We start from the raw sequence: 15,938 nt of genomic DNA, 5'->3' as shown, positions 1-15,938 counted from the left end.
ATGGGGGGGCGTACCTGGGCAGCTTGTTCCGGCGCAAGGAAATGGCGATGTTTCTCACCGCCCAGTCGGAGTTTACCGAAGCCTACCGGGAGGCGCTGCCGGCGCATTTCGAGGGAGAGCAGGCGCTAGGCAATCTGCGCTATGTGTTCCTGCTGACCGCCCTCTTCCACTGCCTGCGCCCGGAAACCCTCGAGGAATACCAGGCTCGCGAGCGTATGCCGCTGCTGCGCGACAAGTACGAGTACCTGCTGAGCTTGCTGTAAAACTGTCATTTTGACATCATTCATTGACCGATGTCTGGTATGCCGGAATTATTCATACGATTTCCTGTCGAACAGATCCTACAATCTGTGAATTTGTATTAAGATTCCGCGCACTAAATCTTCCTCCTCTGGATCCATTGGGCCTACGCCCAAACCGTCCCATTTCGCACGGAAAGCCGCTTCACTTCTATGGATGACGCTTCGTCCCGCCCACGCCTGCTGGTCCTTTCCAAGGGGGCCCAAAGCATCACGACACTGCCCGCCCTGCTGCCCGATTACGCGCTGCATAACGGTGCCGTGCGCGACGTGCCGCAGACGGATTGGGTCATGGCCTGGGGACGCAAGCCGAGTGCACTCAAGGCCATCGCCGAGGCGCGCAAGGCCGGCAAGCCGGTGCTGACGCTCGAGGACGGCTTTCTCCGCTCGGTGGGGCTCGGTGCCGACGACCCGCCGTTGTCGCTGATCGTCGACGATGTGGGCGTGTACTACGATGCCAGCGCGCCCTCGCGCCTGGAGCAGTTGATCGCCACGCCGCTCACCGCGCAGGAAACCGAACGGGCCCTGGCCCTGCAGGCGCTGTGGCAGCGCCAGCGGGTTTCCAAGTACAACGATGCGCGCATCGAAACGCTGGAGTTGCCCGACGACTGTGTACTGGTGGCCGACCAGACTTGCGCCGATGCGTCCTTGCAGGGCGCCGGAGCCGATGACTTTCGCGCCATGCTCGAGGCGGCACTGGCGCGCTATCCACACAGCACGATCCTGCTCAAGGTGCATCCAGACGTGGTGGCAGGCCGTAAGGCTGGGCACTTCGACCTGGCAGCGCTGGCCGGCAATCCGCGGGTGCAGGTGCTGGCGCGCAATGTCCATCCGGCCGAACTGCTGCCACGCATGCGCGCGGTATTCGTGATGACCTCGCAACTCGGCTTCGATGCACTGCTGTGGGATGTGCCGGTGCACACCTGGGGCATGCCCTTCTACGCCGGCTGGGGACTGACCGACGACCGTCTGCCGGCACCGGCACGGCGCCAGCCGGTGAACCTGGCCCAACTGATCCACGCCAGCCTGGTGCGCTACCCGCGCTATGTGTGCCCGGAGCGCGGCGAGCCGTGCACGCCAGAAGCGCTGATCGAGTGGCTGGGCCTGCAGCGTCATCACCGCAGCGCTCTACCACAACAGGTGCAGATGCTCGGTTTCAGCCGCTGGAAGGAGCCGCTGGCAGACCTGTTCTTCAACGGCGCGGCCATTCGCTTCGTCAAGCCCGAGCAACCGCTGACCCGCGACCTGCCGGTAGTGACCTGGGGCTGCAAGCACGACGACGACCTACACGACCACCCTCACGCCATCAACCGCGTCGAAGACGGCTTCCTGCGATCGGTCGGCCTGGGCGCGGGCAAGGCCCGGCCGTTGTCGTGGGTGGTCGATGACCTGGGCATCTACTACGACGCCACGCGCCCTTCCCGCCTGGAGCGGATTCTCGCCACCCAGGCGTTCGACAGCGACCTGCTGGCGCGCGCCGCGGCCCTGCGCCTGGCCATCTGCCGCGCCGGGCTGACCAAGTACAACCTGCCCGGTGCCCATTGGCAGCGGCCGGCCGACGCGCACCAGGTGATCCTGGTGACGGGCCAGGTCGAGGGCGATGCATCGATTCGTTTCGGTGGCAACCGTATTCGCAGCAACCTGCAGTTGCTGCGTGCGGTGCGCGAGGCCAACCCGCAGGCCTGGGTGCTGTACAAGCCGCACCCGGAAGTCCTGGCCGGCACCCGCGCGCGCGGCGACGACGAGGCGCAGACCGTGCACTGGTGCAACGAGGTGATCGGCGATACGCCGCTGCAACAGTTGCTGGAGGTAGTCGACGAGGTACACGTGCTGACGTCGCAATCCGGCTTCGAGGCGCTGCTGCGTGGCGTACCGGTCACAACCTACGGCCAGCCGTTCTACGCCGGTTGGGGGCTTACCGAAGACCGCGACCTGGATCCCCAGGTGCAGGCCCGGCGCAGCCGCCGGCTCACCCTCGACGAACTGGTGGCGGGGACGCTACTGCTCTACCCCACCTATGTCAGCCGCATCACCAACCGTTTCACCACCGCTGAACAGACCCTTTACGAACTACAACATTGGCACGCGCTACCGCAGCCAGGAGCACCCTCCCGATGGCAGGACTTGATACGACGCTTGAGCAGTTTGTTGGGCATGAAGCGCCCAGCGAACTGAATGCGAAGGCGCCGCGCGGTCCGCTGCTGCGCCTTCCGTGCAACAACTTCTTGTTCCTGCAGGGTGTGAGCTCGCCGTTCTTCCGTCAGTTGGCCAAGGCGCTGCGCGATATCGGGCAGCATGTGCACAGCATCCGCTTCAACGTCGGCGACGTGCTCTACGGCGCCGGTGGATCGGTGCGCACCTGCATGCAGCGCCAGGAAGAACTGCACGCCTATTACGCCCAGGTGTTCCACGAACTGGATATCACCGACCTGGTGCTGTTCGGCGATTGCCGGCCGGTGCACCAACCAGCGGTGAGCCTGGCACGGACGCTGGGCATTCGCGTGCATGTGTTCGAGGAGGGCTATTTCCGCCCCTACTGGGTCACCTTGGAGCGCGATGGGGTCAACAACAACTCGCGCCTGCCGCGCGACCCGGACTGGTACCGCCAGGTCGGCAAGCACATCCCGCGCTACCAGAACGGCAACGCCTTCAAGCTGTCGTTCACCGCCCGCGCCACCCACGATGTGCTGTACCACGCCGGCGGTGCGCTCAACGCGCTGTGCTTCCCCAGGTACCGCACCCATGCGCCTTTCAACGCGGCGGTGGAATACGCGGGGTTCGTCCGTCAGGGCCTGCGCCTGCTGCGCGCGCGGGTGCATGACGATGCGCTGGTGGCGGAAGTGGCCCGTGAGCGACACCCGACCTTCCTGCTGCCGCTGCAGCTGGACAGCGATGCGCAGATCCGCGACCACTCGCCATTCCAGAACATGACCGAGGTGATCGACCACGTGATCAACTCGTTCTCGCTCAATGCCCCGTTCGATGCACGGCTGCTGATCAAGAACCATCCCCTGACCCCGGGCCTGGTCAACTACCGCAAGGTCACCGAGCGCCTGGCACGCGAATACGATGTGGCCGAACGGGTCGACTTCCTCGAAAGCGGGCACATGCCCACGCTGCTGTCGCACATTGCCGGGCTGATTACGGTCAACAGCACTGCCGGTGCCTCGGCGTTGCTGCACCACCGCCCGACGTGCGTGCTGGCCGACCCGATCTACGCCATGCCGGGGCTCACCCACCAGGGCCATCTGGACGACTTCTGGCAGAACCCCGAGGCGCCCGACAACACCCTGTTCCATCGCTTTCGCAACACGGTCATCCACACCACCCAGGTCAATGGCGGTTTCTACACCCGCTGCGGCATCGAGATGGCCGTGGCCAACTGCCTGGAAGTCCTGATGGCCAGAACGTCGAGAATCGAAAACTACCTATGAACCACACCGCTTCGCCTCGCTGCATCCTCATCACCGGCGCTACCGGCGGCATCGGTGGCGCGCTGGCGCCGGCCTATGCCGCACCGGGCGTGACCCTGATCCTGCAAGGCCGCCGCCAGGACCGGCTGGATGAAATGGCCGAGCAATGCCGTGCCCTCGGTGCCCGCGTGCTGCTCGAAGCCATCGACGTGCGCGACCTCGATGCCCTGCGCGCCATGGTGCGGCGCGTCAGCGAACAGGAGCAGCCAGACCTGGTGCTGGTCGGTGCCGGCCTCAACACGGCAGTCGGCAGCAATGGCGAGGCCGAGCACTGGGACGACAGCCGTGCGCTGCTGGAGGTCAACGTGCTGGCGGCCCTGGCTACGGTGGAGGCGGCACTGCCCACCATGCGCAGCCGCGGCCATGGGCAAATTGCGCTGTTCAGCTCCTTGGCTGGCTGGCGCGGCCTGCCGGTGACGCCCACCTACAGCGCCAGCAAGGCGGCGATCCGCGTGTATGGCGAAGCGATCCGCGATTGGCTGGCGCCGGAGGGGATCAAGGTGAACGTCATCGTGCCGGGCTACGTGGAGTCGAAGATGTGCTTCGAGATGCCTGGGCCCAAGCCCTTCCTGTGGACCGCCGAGAAGGCCGCCCGGCGCATCAAGCGCGGGTTGGCGGCGAACCAGGCGCGCATCAGTTTCCCCTTCCCGCTCAACCTGGGTACCTGGCTGCTGGGGCTGATCCCGCAGTGGCTTTCTTCGATGATCCTGCGTGGGCTGAAGTACAGTGATTGACGTTTCTCTCCTGCCGGTCGCGCTGATCGGCCTGTCGTTGACCGTGCTGGTGGAGCGCTTGCTGGTGCCCCGACCTGCCCTGCGTCGCCCGGCCAGTTGCTGGATGCTGCATGCGGGGCTGTGGTGCGTGGGGTTGGGGCTGCTGTACGGGCTCACCGCGCGGCCCCTGTTCAGCGGCGTGAACCTGCTGCTGCTGTGGTTGCTGATCGTGCTGGTGAGCAACGCCAAGTACCACTCGTTGCGCGAGCCCTTCGTGTGCGCCGACTTCGAGTACTTCAGCGACGCGGTGCGCTTTCCGCGCCTGTACCTGCCGTTCTTCGGCTTCGGCAAGGCGGCGCTGCTGGCGCTGGGGTTCCTGGTGTACCTGTGGGCGGGCTTGAGCTTCGAGACGCCGGGCGCGCGGCTGGAGGCGCTGGTTCCACTGGCGCTGGGGCTGGGGTTGTTGCGGCTGGGCAGCCGGCGGGTGACGCCGAGCTTCGACGCCGAGCAGGATGTACGGACGTGGGGGTTGGCAGCCAGCCTGTGGCGGTATTTCTGGGCGGCGCGGGTGCCGGTGGATCGGGCGGGGCTGGGGTCGCCGTTTGCCTGCACGGCAGCGCAGACCGCCACAGGCCCCCTCCCCGACCTGGTCTCGATCCAGAGCGAGTCGTTCTTCGACGTCCGCGACCTGTGGCCCGGCGTGCGCCGGGAAGTCCTCGGCGAATTCGACCGCCTGGGCCGCGAGTCCCTGGCACGGGGCAAGCTGCAGGTGGCGGCCTGGGGGGCCAACACCGTGCGTACCGAGTTCGCCTACCTCACCGGCATCCCTGCCGGGCGCCTTGGCGTGCACCGTTTCAACCCCTACCGCGTGCTGGCTCGCCAGGGCCTGCCGAGCATCGCCTCGGCACTCAAGGCGCAAGGCTATCGCACGGTCTGCATCCACCCCTACGACGGCAGTTTCTATGGCCGCGACAAGGTGCTGCCGGCCTTGGGCTTCGACGCCTTCATCGATGTGCGCGCCTTCGACGCCTCGCACAAGGCCGGGCCATTCATTGGCGACTGCGCGGTGGCGCAGAAGATCCGCGAACTGCTGCAGGCGCCAGGCCGCGAGCAGCCGCTGTTCATCCATGCCGTGACCATGGAGAACCACGGCCCGCTGCACCTGGAGACCGTGGCCGACAGCGAGCTGCCAGCCTGGTTCGAGCGCCCCCTGCAACCGGGCATGAGCGACCTGGCGCCTTACCTGCGGCACATCGGCAACGCCGATCGCATGCTCGGCATGCTCCGCGACACGCTGATGGCCCAGCCGAACGAGGCGCTGCTGTGCTTCTTCGGTGACCATGTGCCGATCTTGCCGCAGGTCTACCAGGCGATCGGCGCACCGGCGGGCGATACCGACTACCTGATCTGGTCGAATCGCCGCCAGCCTGGCTGCGCACCGGCGCCGATCCGGGTCGAGGCGCTGTCGGGTGCGCTGCTCGGGCACGCCCGTGCGCCCAAGGTCAAGCCTGTTTCGGGCGTGGCCTGACAAGGTGGTACGCATCGTCCTGGGCGCGAACCTGGCAGCGGAACGTGCTGCCGACCCGGCATTGGCCCGCCTGCTGACCCAGGGGCGCGGCTCGCTGGCGTTCCTGATCGGCGACACGGCCTGCCGCCATCGGCTGCTCGGCGCGAGCATCCACTGGGACCGTGTGCTGCTGGCCTTCGAGGGCGACCAGGTACTGGGCTTTGCCGCCTTCAAGCATCATCGGCGCGGGCCGTTCGCCCTGCACTGGCGGCCGTTCATCCGTGAGTTCGGCTACCTCGGCGGTTGGCTGCGCTTCGCCGGCTTCTGCCTGAGCGAGCTGCGCGAGTGGCGCTACCCGTTCCTGCTGTATGGCCTGCGGGTAGACAAGCCCGCGCGCGGCCGGGGCGTGGGCTCGGCGCTGGTCCAGGCCTGCTGCGCCCATGCCGCCGCCGAGGGCTTTGCCCGGGTCGACCTGGAAGTGCCGCTGGACAATCCGCGCGCGCGCCGCCTCTACCTGCACAATGGCTTCGCCCTGCGGCGCAAGCGCTGGGTGCCCTTCCCGCCGGTGCGCGGCATGTGGAGGGCGCTGCCATGAGCGAACGTCTGGGCAGCCCGGTCGCAGTACCCTCCCTGGTCGACGGCCCCGGCTGGATCGGCATCATGTCCCAGTGGGTGGCATGGAAGGTCCTGCACCTGCCGCAGTTCCTCGGCCCCGAGGGGCCGCCCTTCTGGCTGTGGCGGCGTGGCCGCAAGGCCCCCAAGGGGCTCAAGGCCATCGCCGGGATCGGCTACAAGGCCTCCTCCGCCCATGCCCGGGTGCTGTGCCAGCGCTGGGGCCTGCCGTATATCGCGCTGGAAGACGGCTTCCTGCGTTCGTCGTCACTGGGCATCGAGGGCGACACGCCGATGTCGATGGTGGTCGATCCCATCGGTATCCATTACCTGGCCGACCGGCCATCGCTGCTGGAAAACATCCTCCAGTCCCCTGAGCGTCTGGGCGAGGACGAGCTGGCCTGCGCCCGTGAGCTGATCGCGCTGATGCGCAGCAGCGGTATCGGCAAGTACAACAATGCCCAGGATCTGCCCGCCGACGACCCGCTGGGCCGCGAACGCCCGCTGGTGCTGGTGGTCGACCAAACGGCGGGCGATTATTCGATCCCCGGTGGCGGGCTGTGCGAAGCCGACTACGTGCGCATGCTCGACACCGCCCTGGCGGAAAACCCCGATGCCGATGTGCGAGTGCGCATCCACCCCGACTGCCTCGGTGGGCAAAAACCCAGTTGCCTGCTGGCGGCGGCGCAGACCCGCGGAGTCACCCTGGAGGCACGCCCGGTGTCGTGGGCATCGCTCGCCCGGCGCGCGCGGCGGGTGTACATCGGCACCAGCCAGGCCGGCCTGGAAGCGCTGATCCAGGGGGTGCCGGTCACCTGCTTCGGCCTGCCGTTCTATGCCGGCTGGGGGCTGACCGACGACCGCATGGCGATCCCCCGGCGCCAGGGCCGGCCAGACCTGGTGCAACTGGTGGCGGCGGCCTACGTGCGCTACTGCCGCTATGTCGACCCGCTCACCGGCCAGCTCACCGACGCCCTGACCGTGGCCCGCCAGTTGGCACGCAAGAAGGCCCGCGACGCGGCGTTCGCCGGCCCTACCACGGTGATCGGCGTCAAGCGCCACAAGCGGCACAACATCCGCCGCTTCTTCGCCAGCCGCTGGGGCCAGTTGCGCTTTGCCGTGGATGGGCCAGGGCTGGTGCAGCGGGTGGCCGCCGAACAAGGCCGCCTGCTGGTCTGGGCGGCGCGCGAACCCGCTGACCTGGCCCAGCGTGCCCGGCAGGCCGGGGTGCCGTTGTGGCGGGTCGAGGACGGCTTCCTGCGCTCCATCGGGCTGGGGGCGACCAACAGCCCGGCACTGTCGCTGGTGCTCGACCGCGGGGGTATCCACTACGATGCCGCCTCGGCCAGCGACCTCGAGCAACTGCTGCAGCACGAGGCGTTCGATGCCGCCAGCCTCGCCGAAGCCGCGCAGTTGCGGGCGCACATCGTCGCCAGCGGTACCAGCAAGTTCAACCTGCGCCAGGGGCCGCAGCCAACGCTGCTAGGCCGGCCGGGGCAGCGGCGCCTGCTGGTGGTCGGCCAGGTCGAGGATGACGCCTCGACGCTGTGCAGCGGTGGCGGCCCGGGCAGCAACCTGCGCCTGTTGCAGCGCGTACGCGCCGCTGCGCCCGCTGCCTGGATCCTGTACAAGCCACATCCGGATGTCGAGGCCGGCAAGCGCCTGGGCCATATCGCCCCGCAACAGCTGGCGGGGCTGGCCGACCAGGTGCTCGACGGTGTCGACATCGCCGTGCTGTACGGTCAGGTCGATGAGTTGCACACCTTGAGTTCCACGGCCGGCTTCGAGGCGCTGCTGCGCGGCCTGCCCGTGGTGACCTATGGCACACCTTTCTATGCCGGCTGGGGGTTGACCCACGACCACCAGCCAATGCCGCGCCGCACCCGGCGCCTGACCCTGGACCAGTTGGTAGCCGGCGCCTTGTTGCGCTATGCGCGCTATGCCGACGTCCAGCAAGCCCTGCCCTGCGATGCCTGGCACGCCCTCGCCTGCCTGTCGACGCCGCGCCCTGTGCGGCTGGCCGAACACGCCCGAGTGGCGCCGTTGCTCAACTACACCTGGACCATGCTCGGCTGCGGCCGGCCACTGGCCCCATCAAAGGACTAGACCATGCCTGTTTCGATCAAGGACATCGGCCGCTACGCGGCACTCCCCTGGCATTGCCTGCAACTGGCGACCCATGCCAAATCCTTCGAGAACAACCCGTTGATCGGCAGCCGTCGGCTCAACGCCCTGGGCCTGCATGTGCAGCGCCGCCAGTTGGCCATGGGCATGGCCGCGTTGCGCCGGCGGGCTTTGGCGTCGCGGCTGGATGCCCGCGAGCGCGAGCATTTCGAGCAGAACGGTTTCTTCATCCGCGAGAACGCCTTGCCGGCCGAGCAGTTCGCCGCGCTGCGCGCCGAGCTGGGCGCGCTGCGCAGTACCGGCTGGGAAATGCGCCAGGGCCGTGCGGTGACCCGCCGGGTCAGCCTCGACCAGGACGTGCTGGTGCACAATCCGGCCAGCGCGGCCTTCGTCGCCGACCGTGGCGTACGCGACCTGATCGCCTATGCCTCGTCCAACAGCGGTGGCATCACCTATCAACTGCAATCGATCATCATCGACGCCGCCAATGCCGACCAGGACCCACAGACCCGCCTGCATGCCGACACCTTCCACCCGACGGCCAAGGCCTGGTTGTTCCTCGACGACGTGGCCGATGACCAGGGCCCGTTCAGCTATGTGCCCGGCTCCCATCGCCTGACCCCGGAGCGCCTGGCCTGGGAATACCGCCAGAGCCTGGATGCCGCCCGCTCGGGCGAGCAGATGCACCGCGAAGGCTCGTTCCGTATCGACGAGGAGCAACTGGCGGCCCTCGGCCTGCCCGCCCCGCGCCGCTTCGCCGTGCCCGCCAACACGCTGGTGGTGGCCGACACCTCCGGCTTCCATGCCCGTTGCGCCAGCCGCCAGGCGAGCCATCGGGTGGAGATCTATGCGAGCCTGCGGCGCAACCCCTTCATCCCCTGGCGCGGCGCGCACCTGTTCGCCCTGCCCTGGATCGCCAACCATCACATGCGCTGGGATATCCGTCTCAAGCGGCTGATGGGGTTCGACAAGCGCAGCCACTGGCGTTTCATCGAGCAATTGAATGCCTACGAGGCGCCGCATATCTGAACGACCAATGATGTGGCTTGCAGGCCTGTGCAGGGCCTGCTTGCACCCGCCATTTGGGGCTTATGCAATCTTGCGTGCGACGGCACGCCCGACCATACTCGCCCCCATCCAAACAAGCGTGTTAAAAACGCAAGGCGTTAAGGCGGCTACACCTTGAAGATCCATGCCCGCTCTTTACTCTATTTTGAAAAGATTCGTCAGTGCCATTCCATTCGAGAAGCCGCACGCCAACTGCATGTCGATGCCTCAGCCGTCAACCGCCAACTCATAAAACTAGAAGAAACCTTAGGGGCAGAAGTCTTCGAGCGCCTGCCGTCCGGGCTGAAGCTTACCGAAGCGGGCCGTTTATTGGCGCAGCACCTGGTCACGGTTTTTCAAGACGAGCAGCGGCTCAAAAGCGAACTCGAAGGGTTAAAAGGCATTCGCAGCGGGAACATCAGCGTCGTTTCGGTCGAGGGGCTCAATGAAGACTTCATGCCGGTTGTGATCGAGAAAATGATCTCGACCTACCCCGGTGTGAAAATAAACTGTCGATTCGATGGCTCAGCCAATATTGCCCGGCTGATCGAAGAGGGTGAGGTGGATCTGGGGCTGGCGTTTTCCATCCCGTCAGAAGCGAACCTTCAATGCTGTGCAGCGGTCAATTTGAAGCTGGGCGCAATCGTACAGCCAAGCCACCCGTTGGCTAGCCGGGTCGACATCACCTTTGCCGATTGCCTGGCATACCCGCTGATTCTGGGGACACCGGAGATCGCTATCTATTCCCTGATGCAGCCGTTGCTAGAGGGACACCAAGGCTGCGCCAATGTGCTGCTTCAGACCAGCTCGCTGGTCATGATGAAGAAGCTCGCACAACGAGGAATGGGCGTGGCGTTTCAAACCAGGCTAGGGATGAAAGCAGAGCTCCAGGAGGGCTCGCTGGTACATCTACCGTTGCGCCCACCCAGCGCAGTGGAGGCGAAGCTTGGCGTCTACATTCGCAAAGGCAGGGCCCTATCTCCGTCGCTCGCCGCCTTCGTCAACATCGTCAGCGAACTCTTGCGCGCCTACGAAACGGCGTAGCGCCGATTGACGGCCATGCGATGCAAAAAATACAGCGCAGCAGTGTTTATTTAGCACTTTTCGCATCACCCACCTCGTTTTACCATTTGCCTAGACGCAGACGACTCTATCAACGTGTCTTGATCGATAGATGTGATTGCCTGGCGCCTGATCATGACAGGCTTGTCGCCTTTTAAGTACTGAAGCATCTCTACGCCTCTTGAAACTCCAGGAATATTTTTATCGCCTGGAGCCCCTCTACCTGTGCCTTCTGTGTGGGCGCGACGGTAGCGCTCGACTTGAGTTCAACGTACCCCGGAGATAAAGAATGAATTCGAATAAAGAATATCCCCTTCGACTGATCGTCTCGGAAGTACGGCAACGCTCACCCGAAATTAAATCATTCATTCTAAAGGCTGCAGACGATTCCCTGTTGCCTGTATTTTCGGCCGGCGCACACTTGAAAGTGTGTGTCCGACTTGAAGACGGTCGCACTGATGAAAGAGCCTACTCTTTGGTCAACAGTGACAACCAATCGGGTTACTACGAAATCGCCGTAAAGCGAGAAGATGCAGGCCAGGGTGGCTCGAGGTACATGCACGGTCTTCGCGCCGGGGATCAAATACTGGCGGGCACGCCAAGGAACGACTTTGCCTTGCTCGACACGGAACACCATGCGGTTCTGATCGCAGGCGGAATCGGGATCACGCCCATTCTATCGATGGCTCGAATATTGACGCGCAACAACAGCAGCTTTGAACTGCATTACGGTGCGCGCGAGCCCGCGATGATGGCGTACCGCGCTGAAATAGAACATCTGGGGCCACAGGCAAGCCTTTACTTTGACCAAGGGCCGGCACCTCGAACAATGTCACTGGCTGCTTTGCTAGGCCCCCATGATAAATCCCGGCACGTCTACGTGTGTGGGCCCAAGCCGCTACTGGATGCCGTGATCGCCACCGCTGCGGAGCTCTCCTGGCCGTCGTCGCATGTGCATTTCGAATTGTTCGGCAGCAGCGGCCATCAGTCGGACCAGCCTGTGGAACTCGTTCTGCGCCGGAGCGGGCGAGTCCTCCATGTACCTGCGTCGCAAAGCCTGCTCGATGCAATGCTCGAAGCGGGGCTCGATCCACTGTTTGATTGTAAGCGCGGCGAATGCGGTGTGTGTGCGCAGACGGTACTGACCGGCACCCCAGATCATCGCGATTACGCGTTATCCGAAGATGAGCGTCACAACGAAAATAAAATATGCATCTGTGTGTCCCGTGCCACTAGCCCACGCTTAACACTGGATGCTTAAACCGTCAGTGTGCCCTAACGTGAGGAGATAAGAATGAGCAGCTTCGTTAAAAACGGGTGGTATGTCGCAGCCTGGAGCCATGAAATCTGTCGCACACTACTGGCCCGGACAATTCTGAATGAGCAAATTGTATTTTACCGTCGCGAAGATGGGCAGCCCGTTGCCTTGATGGACCGCTGCCCCCATAAGCTTGCGCCTTTATCGCTCGGCGAGCTGAAGGGGGACGAACTGCAGTGTGGCTATCATGGCATGACCTTCAATTGCAAAGGTCAATGCTCGCACATTCCCGGCCAGGCCAGCATCCCCCCTAACGCCAAAGTGCGAGCGTTTCCGCTATTCGAGAAATACAACGCCGTTTGGATCTGGATGGGCGAACCTGCGCTGGCCGACCCTGAAAAAATCATTGACATTCCGCACTATGGCGATAAAGGTTGGGGGTTGGTCGACAACCAATACCTGTACTTCAAGTCAAACTACTTGAACATTACAGACAACCTGGTGGACCCCGCCCACACCACCTACGTTCATAAAAACACTATCGGTGGGGCCGATGGCGCTGAAGTGGGAGTCAAAGTCGAGCAAGGTGATGACCATGTCTTGGCTTACCGTTGGATCAAAAATGCCGCGCCTGTCCCTTTGTTTGAGAAAATGGGTAACTTCAAGGGCTTGACCGATCGCTGGCAATATTATTACCTGCATATGCCATCGGTTTCCTATGTAGACTTTGGCGGGATAGACGCCGGTGTCGAACCCACCGAAGAAAACAAAGATCGCGGCTTGCGCTCATTCAGTTTCAACTTCTTGACCCCAGAAACAGAACGCACGACACACTACTTCTGGCTTCACCTTCGCAATTATCATCCTCATGATACCCGCGTGGATGAAGAAGTCGCCGAACTGATGACCTTGACATTCAATGAAGACCTGGAGCTGTTGACCCACGTCCAGGCCCAGCAAGAGATAACCGGGGTGCGCGAGTATGTTCGCCTGGGCATCGATAATGCCCCCGTACGCATCCGTAAGATGATAGAGCGCCTGCAAGCGGCTGAGCGCAGTGACGTGCCAGCCCAGATCGCAGTCCAGACCGTCGACGCGTGACGTTCGTTTATTAAAAACAAATACAAGAGAGAACAGCATGGAATTTTCTGTAGGCTGCAATGGTCGCGGTGTACAACACCTTGAGCCCGTTTCGGTGGACGAGCAGTTTCGAATGATCAAGGAGTCAGGTGTCTTCGACCACTTCGATCGCATGCCGCAGCCCGGCGAAGAATCTGAATACCTGCGTGCCTCCAACAAATACGGCATTCCTATTCGCACAGGCCTCTGGTCATATACTGCAGGTCGTGATGAAGCGCTACTGGTCAAGAACTTGAAATTGTGCAAAGAAGCCGGCGCTGAATTTCACAACATCATGCTTTACACCAAGCATGCGCAAGGCCACACCCTGACAGACAATGAAATCGTCGACTTTTACCTGCACGCCCACGAGGCCGGCGAAACAATCGGCATCACCATCGGCTTTGAAGTTCATATCTATATGTGGACCGAAGACTTCCGCCGCATTAGCCGGGTGGCCAAACAGGTGAGCGCGCGCGGAGTCCCTTTCAACTTCGTGCTCGATCATAGCCATGTACTGCTGAAAGTCGATTGTCTCGAAGAGCAGGATGTCAGCGGCATTCGCGGTGACATCGAGTCGGGCCAGCTGGTGATCGACCCGTATGAACCAGGCAATGTCATCGACGAATGGATCGGCATGAACATGACACACTGGTTGCAGATTCGTCCGGTCTCGCCGCAAGGACCAAAGAACATTTGGCAGCTCAAGGACGGTGGGACCTACGGTCGGGCGTGCCAGTATCCATTTTTCCGACCAGCACCGGGCGAGTGGCATTTGCCATGGCGAGCGTATCGGGTCGAACCCTGCAAGGATGTTGTGCGCAGAGTATTGCGTCATCATCGCGACACCCCCGACAGCCCACTGCGATACATCACGACAGACATGATCGACATGCCTGACTATGGCGGCGGCGTTAAATACTCTTTGTTTGAGCAAAACGTGGCAATTGCAGAGTGGTTCCGCGCGACATGGGAGGAAATAAAGGCTGAAAAAAATCCGACTGACTTGCGCTCGATGTGATTTACCTCATGAGGCGAGGAGAGCCGATACGCTCTGCCATCGTTTACTGAGGCCCACTTGTAAACGTTGAATACCGTCTGCAGCGACATGGCTTCGAGCCATCTTATGTTTGCTCGGGGCCAGTCGCAATACCTTGACTGGCAAAATAACGTTATCCCACGCGCCACACTCACATAAAAAGGAGCTCACGCCTTATAAGCCTGACAAGGTCGCTATACATATGTTTCTGGATGATCGGCTATTTTCATAATAATACGAGGTTCGAACTCCATGACTACGCCTGCAGCGCAACGACCTGAAGATGAAAGACTTGGCATAGGCCCCAATGTGGTTTACGGGCTGCAACATGTACTGACCATGTACGGCGGCATGGTCGCCACCCCACTCATTCTGGGTCAGATTGCCGGACTGACACCCAGCGAAATAGGCCTGCTCATTGCTGCAACCTTGTTCACCGGTGGCTTGGCTACCTTGCTGCAAACGATAGGCCTCCCGTTTTTCGGCTGTAGATTGCCCCTGGTTCAAGGCGTTTCCTTCGCCGGCGTGGCCACCATGGGCGCTATTCTGACCAGCGGATCAGGAGGTATGCCGGCAGTGCTCGGGGCCGTCATGGCAGCTTCGCTCTTTGGCCTGTTGATCACACCGATATTCTCCCAGATCATCCGCTTCTTCCCGCCGCTGGTCACCGGCATCGTCATCACCTCTATCGGCCTTTCCCTGCTTCCGGTCGCGGCCCGCTGGATCATGGGCGGCAACAGCCATGCAAGCGATTTCGGCAGCATGGCCAATATCGCCCTGGCAGCCGTCACCTTCCTCATCGTCCTCATTCTGAGCAAGCTGGGGATAGCTGCGATTTCGCGGCTGTCGATCTTGCTGGCGATGGTCATCGGCACCCTCATCGCGACCGCCGTGGGCATGGCCGACTTCACCACAGCCGTCGACGGCCCGCTCCTGGCACTACCTACCCTCGCCGTTTTAGTTCGGTATGCCGGTTTTCGAAGTCGCCGCTGTTCTATCGATGTGCATCGTCGTCATGGTCATCCTGGTGGAAACCTCTGCCGATATTCTCGCGGTCGGTGAAATCATCAATACCCCGGTGGACACCAAGGTCCTGGGCAACGGCCTACGTGCCGATATGCTGTCGAGCCTGATCGCGCCAGTGTTCGGCTCCTTCACCCAGAGCGCCTTTGCCCAGAATGTAGGGCTCGTTGCCGTAACAGGCATCAAGAGCCGCTTCGTCGTGGCCACTGGCGAGGTATTCCTGGTGGTGCCGGGGCTACTGCCGATCATGGGACGTGTTATTGCGGCCATTCCCCCGCCGGTGCTCGGTGGCGCAGGTCTTGTCCTGTTCGGCACTGTCGCTGCCAGTGGCATCCGTACCCTGTCGAAGGTCGACTACCGCAACAACTTGAACCTGCTCATTGTCTGCGCGTCCTTGGGCTTCGGCATGATTCCGATCGCCGCACCGAACTTCTATGAGCCATTCCCGGACTGGTTTGCGACCATCTTCCATTCGGGGATCAGTTCGGCGGCAATCCTGGCCATCTTGATGAACCTGGCGTTCAACCATTGGCTCAAGTCCCGCACGGACGACCAATCCGTCATCGTCGCTGCGTCCGAGCGTACCCTGCGTGTGCGGGACATTGCCGCACTGCGTGAGGGCGATTACTTCCAGGGCGGCAAGTTGTATAGCGCCCTGGGGC

11 protein-coding genes and 2 pseudogenes are annotated in these 15,938 nt (G+C 62.8%); all 13 read left to right on the top strand.

All coding sequences use genetic code 11. From position 1 onward, the window contains the following. Positions 1–263, top strand: a pseudogene (locus tag WCE05_RS03890) (phosphotransferase); the annotation flags it as partial. A 189-nt stretch (positions 264–452) separates the two neighbouring features. Further along, on the top strand, positions 453–2,474 hold the full coding sequence (locus WCE05_RS03885; protein WP_368815474.1) for a capsular polysaccharide biosynthesis protein: 2,022 nt from the start codon (positions 453–455) through the stop codon (positions 2,472–2,474). Next, a complete protein-coding gene (locus WCE05_RS03880; RefSeq protein WP_317246603.1) occupies positions 2,414–3,733 on the top strand; it encodes a capsular biosynthesis protein in 1,320 nt (439 codons plus the stop codon). Before WCE05_RS03885 ends, WCE05_RS03880 begins: the two co-directional genes overlap by 61 nt. After that, on the top strand, positions 3,730–4,506 hold the full coding sequence (locus WCE05_RS03875; protein ID WP_225788192.1) for an SDR family oxidoreductase: 777 nt from the start codon (positions 3,730–3,732) through the stop codon (positions 4,504–4,506). The genes WCE05_RS03880 and WCE05_RS03875 overlap by 4 nt, the downstream gene beginning before the upstream one ends. Continuing rightward, positions 4,499–6,013, top strand: coding sequence for an LTA synthase family protein (locus tag WCE05_RS03870; RefSeq protein ID WP_368815473.1), 1,515 nt, complete (start codon positions 4,499–4,501; stop codon positions 6,011–6,013). Before WCE05_RS03875 ends, WCE05_RS03870 begins: the two co-directional genes overlap by 8 nt. A 4-nt stretch (positions 6,014–6,017) precedes the next feature. After that, complete coding sequence (locus WCE05_RS03865; RefSeq protein WP_253091283.1) at positions 6,018–6,587, top strand: N-acetyltransferase; 570 nt, start codon at positions 6,018–6,020, stop codon at positions 6,585–6,587. Further along, positions 6,584–8,710 (top strand): capsular polysaccharide biosynthesis protein, encoded by a 2,127-nt coding sequence (locus WCE05_RS03860; protein WP_368815472.1) that lies wholly within the window; start codon positions 6,584–6,586, stop codon positions 8,708–8,710. Before WCE05_RS03865 ends, WCE05_RS03860 begins: the two co-directional genes overlap by 4 nt. Before the next feature lie 3 nt (positions 8,711–8,713). After that, positions 8,714–9,757, top strand: a complete 1,044-nt coding sequence (locus tag WCE05_RS03855; protein WP_225788196.1) for a phytanoyl-CoA dioxygenase family protein — start codon at positions 8,714–8,716, stop codon at positions 9,755–9,757. A 153-nt stretch (positions 9,758–9,910) separates the two neighbouring features. After that, positions 9,911–10,819 carry a LysR family transcriptional regulator gene (locus WCE05_RS03850; RefSeq protein ID WP_225788197.1) on the top strand — a complete coding sequence of 303 codons (909 nt, stop codon included), beginning with the start codon at positions 9,911–9,913 and terminating at the stop codon, positions 10,817–10,819. Between the two features lie 307 nt (positions 10,820–11,126). Then, the gene (locus WCE05_RS03845) at positions 11,127–12,098 is read left to right on the top strand and encodes a PDR/VanB family oxidoreductase (protein ID WP_253081274.1); all 972 of its coding nucleotides are present in this window, start codon (positions 11,127–11,129) and stop codon (positions 12,096–12,098) included. Between the two features lie 33 nt (positions 12,099–12,131). After that, the gene (locus WCE05_RS03840) at positions 12,132–13,196 is read left to right on the top strand and encodes an aromatic ring-hydroxylating dioxygenase subunit alpha (RefSeq protein WP_253081275.1); all 1,065 of its coding nucleotides are present in this window, start codon (positions 12,132–12,134) and stop codon (positions 13,194–13,196) included. Between the two features lie 37 nt (positions 13,197–13,233). Next, positions 13,234–14,235 (top strand): hypothetical protein, encoded by a 1,002-nt coding sequence (locus WCE05_RS03835; RefSeq protein ID WP_225788200.1) that lies wholly within the window; start codon positions 13,234–13,236, stop codon positions 14,233–14,235. Positions 14,236–14,505: 270 nt separating this feature from the next. Further along, positions 14,506–15,937 (top strand): annotated as a pseudogene (locus WCE05_RS03830) (nucleobase:cation symporter-2 family protein); the annotation flags it as partial. Between the last annotated feature and the right edge of the window lies 1 nt (position 15,938).

Origin of the sequence: Pseudomonas sp. I2, from assembly GCF_040984075.1 — a bacterium.
In the GTDB taxonomy this organism is placed as follows: domain Bacteria; phylum Pseudomonadota; class Gammaproteobacteria; order Pseudomonadales; family Pseudomonadaceae; genus Aquipseudomonas; species Aquipseudomonas guariconensis_B.
The sequence above is the reverse complement of the archived record's forward strand: the minus strand, read 5'-3'. Positions and strand labels throughout refer to the sequence as shown.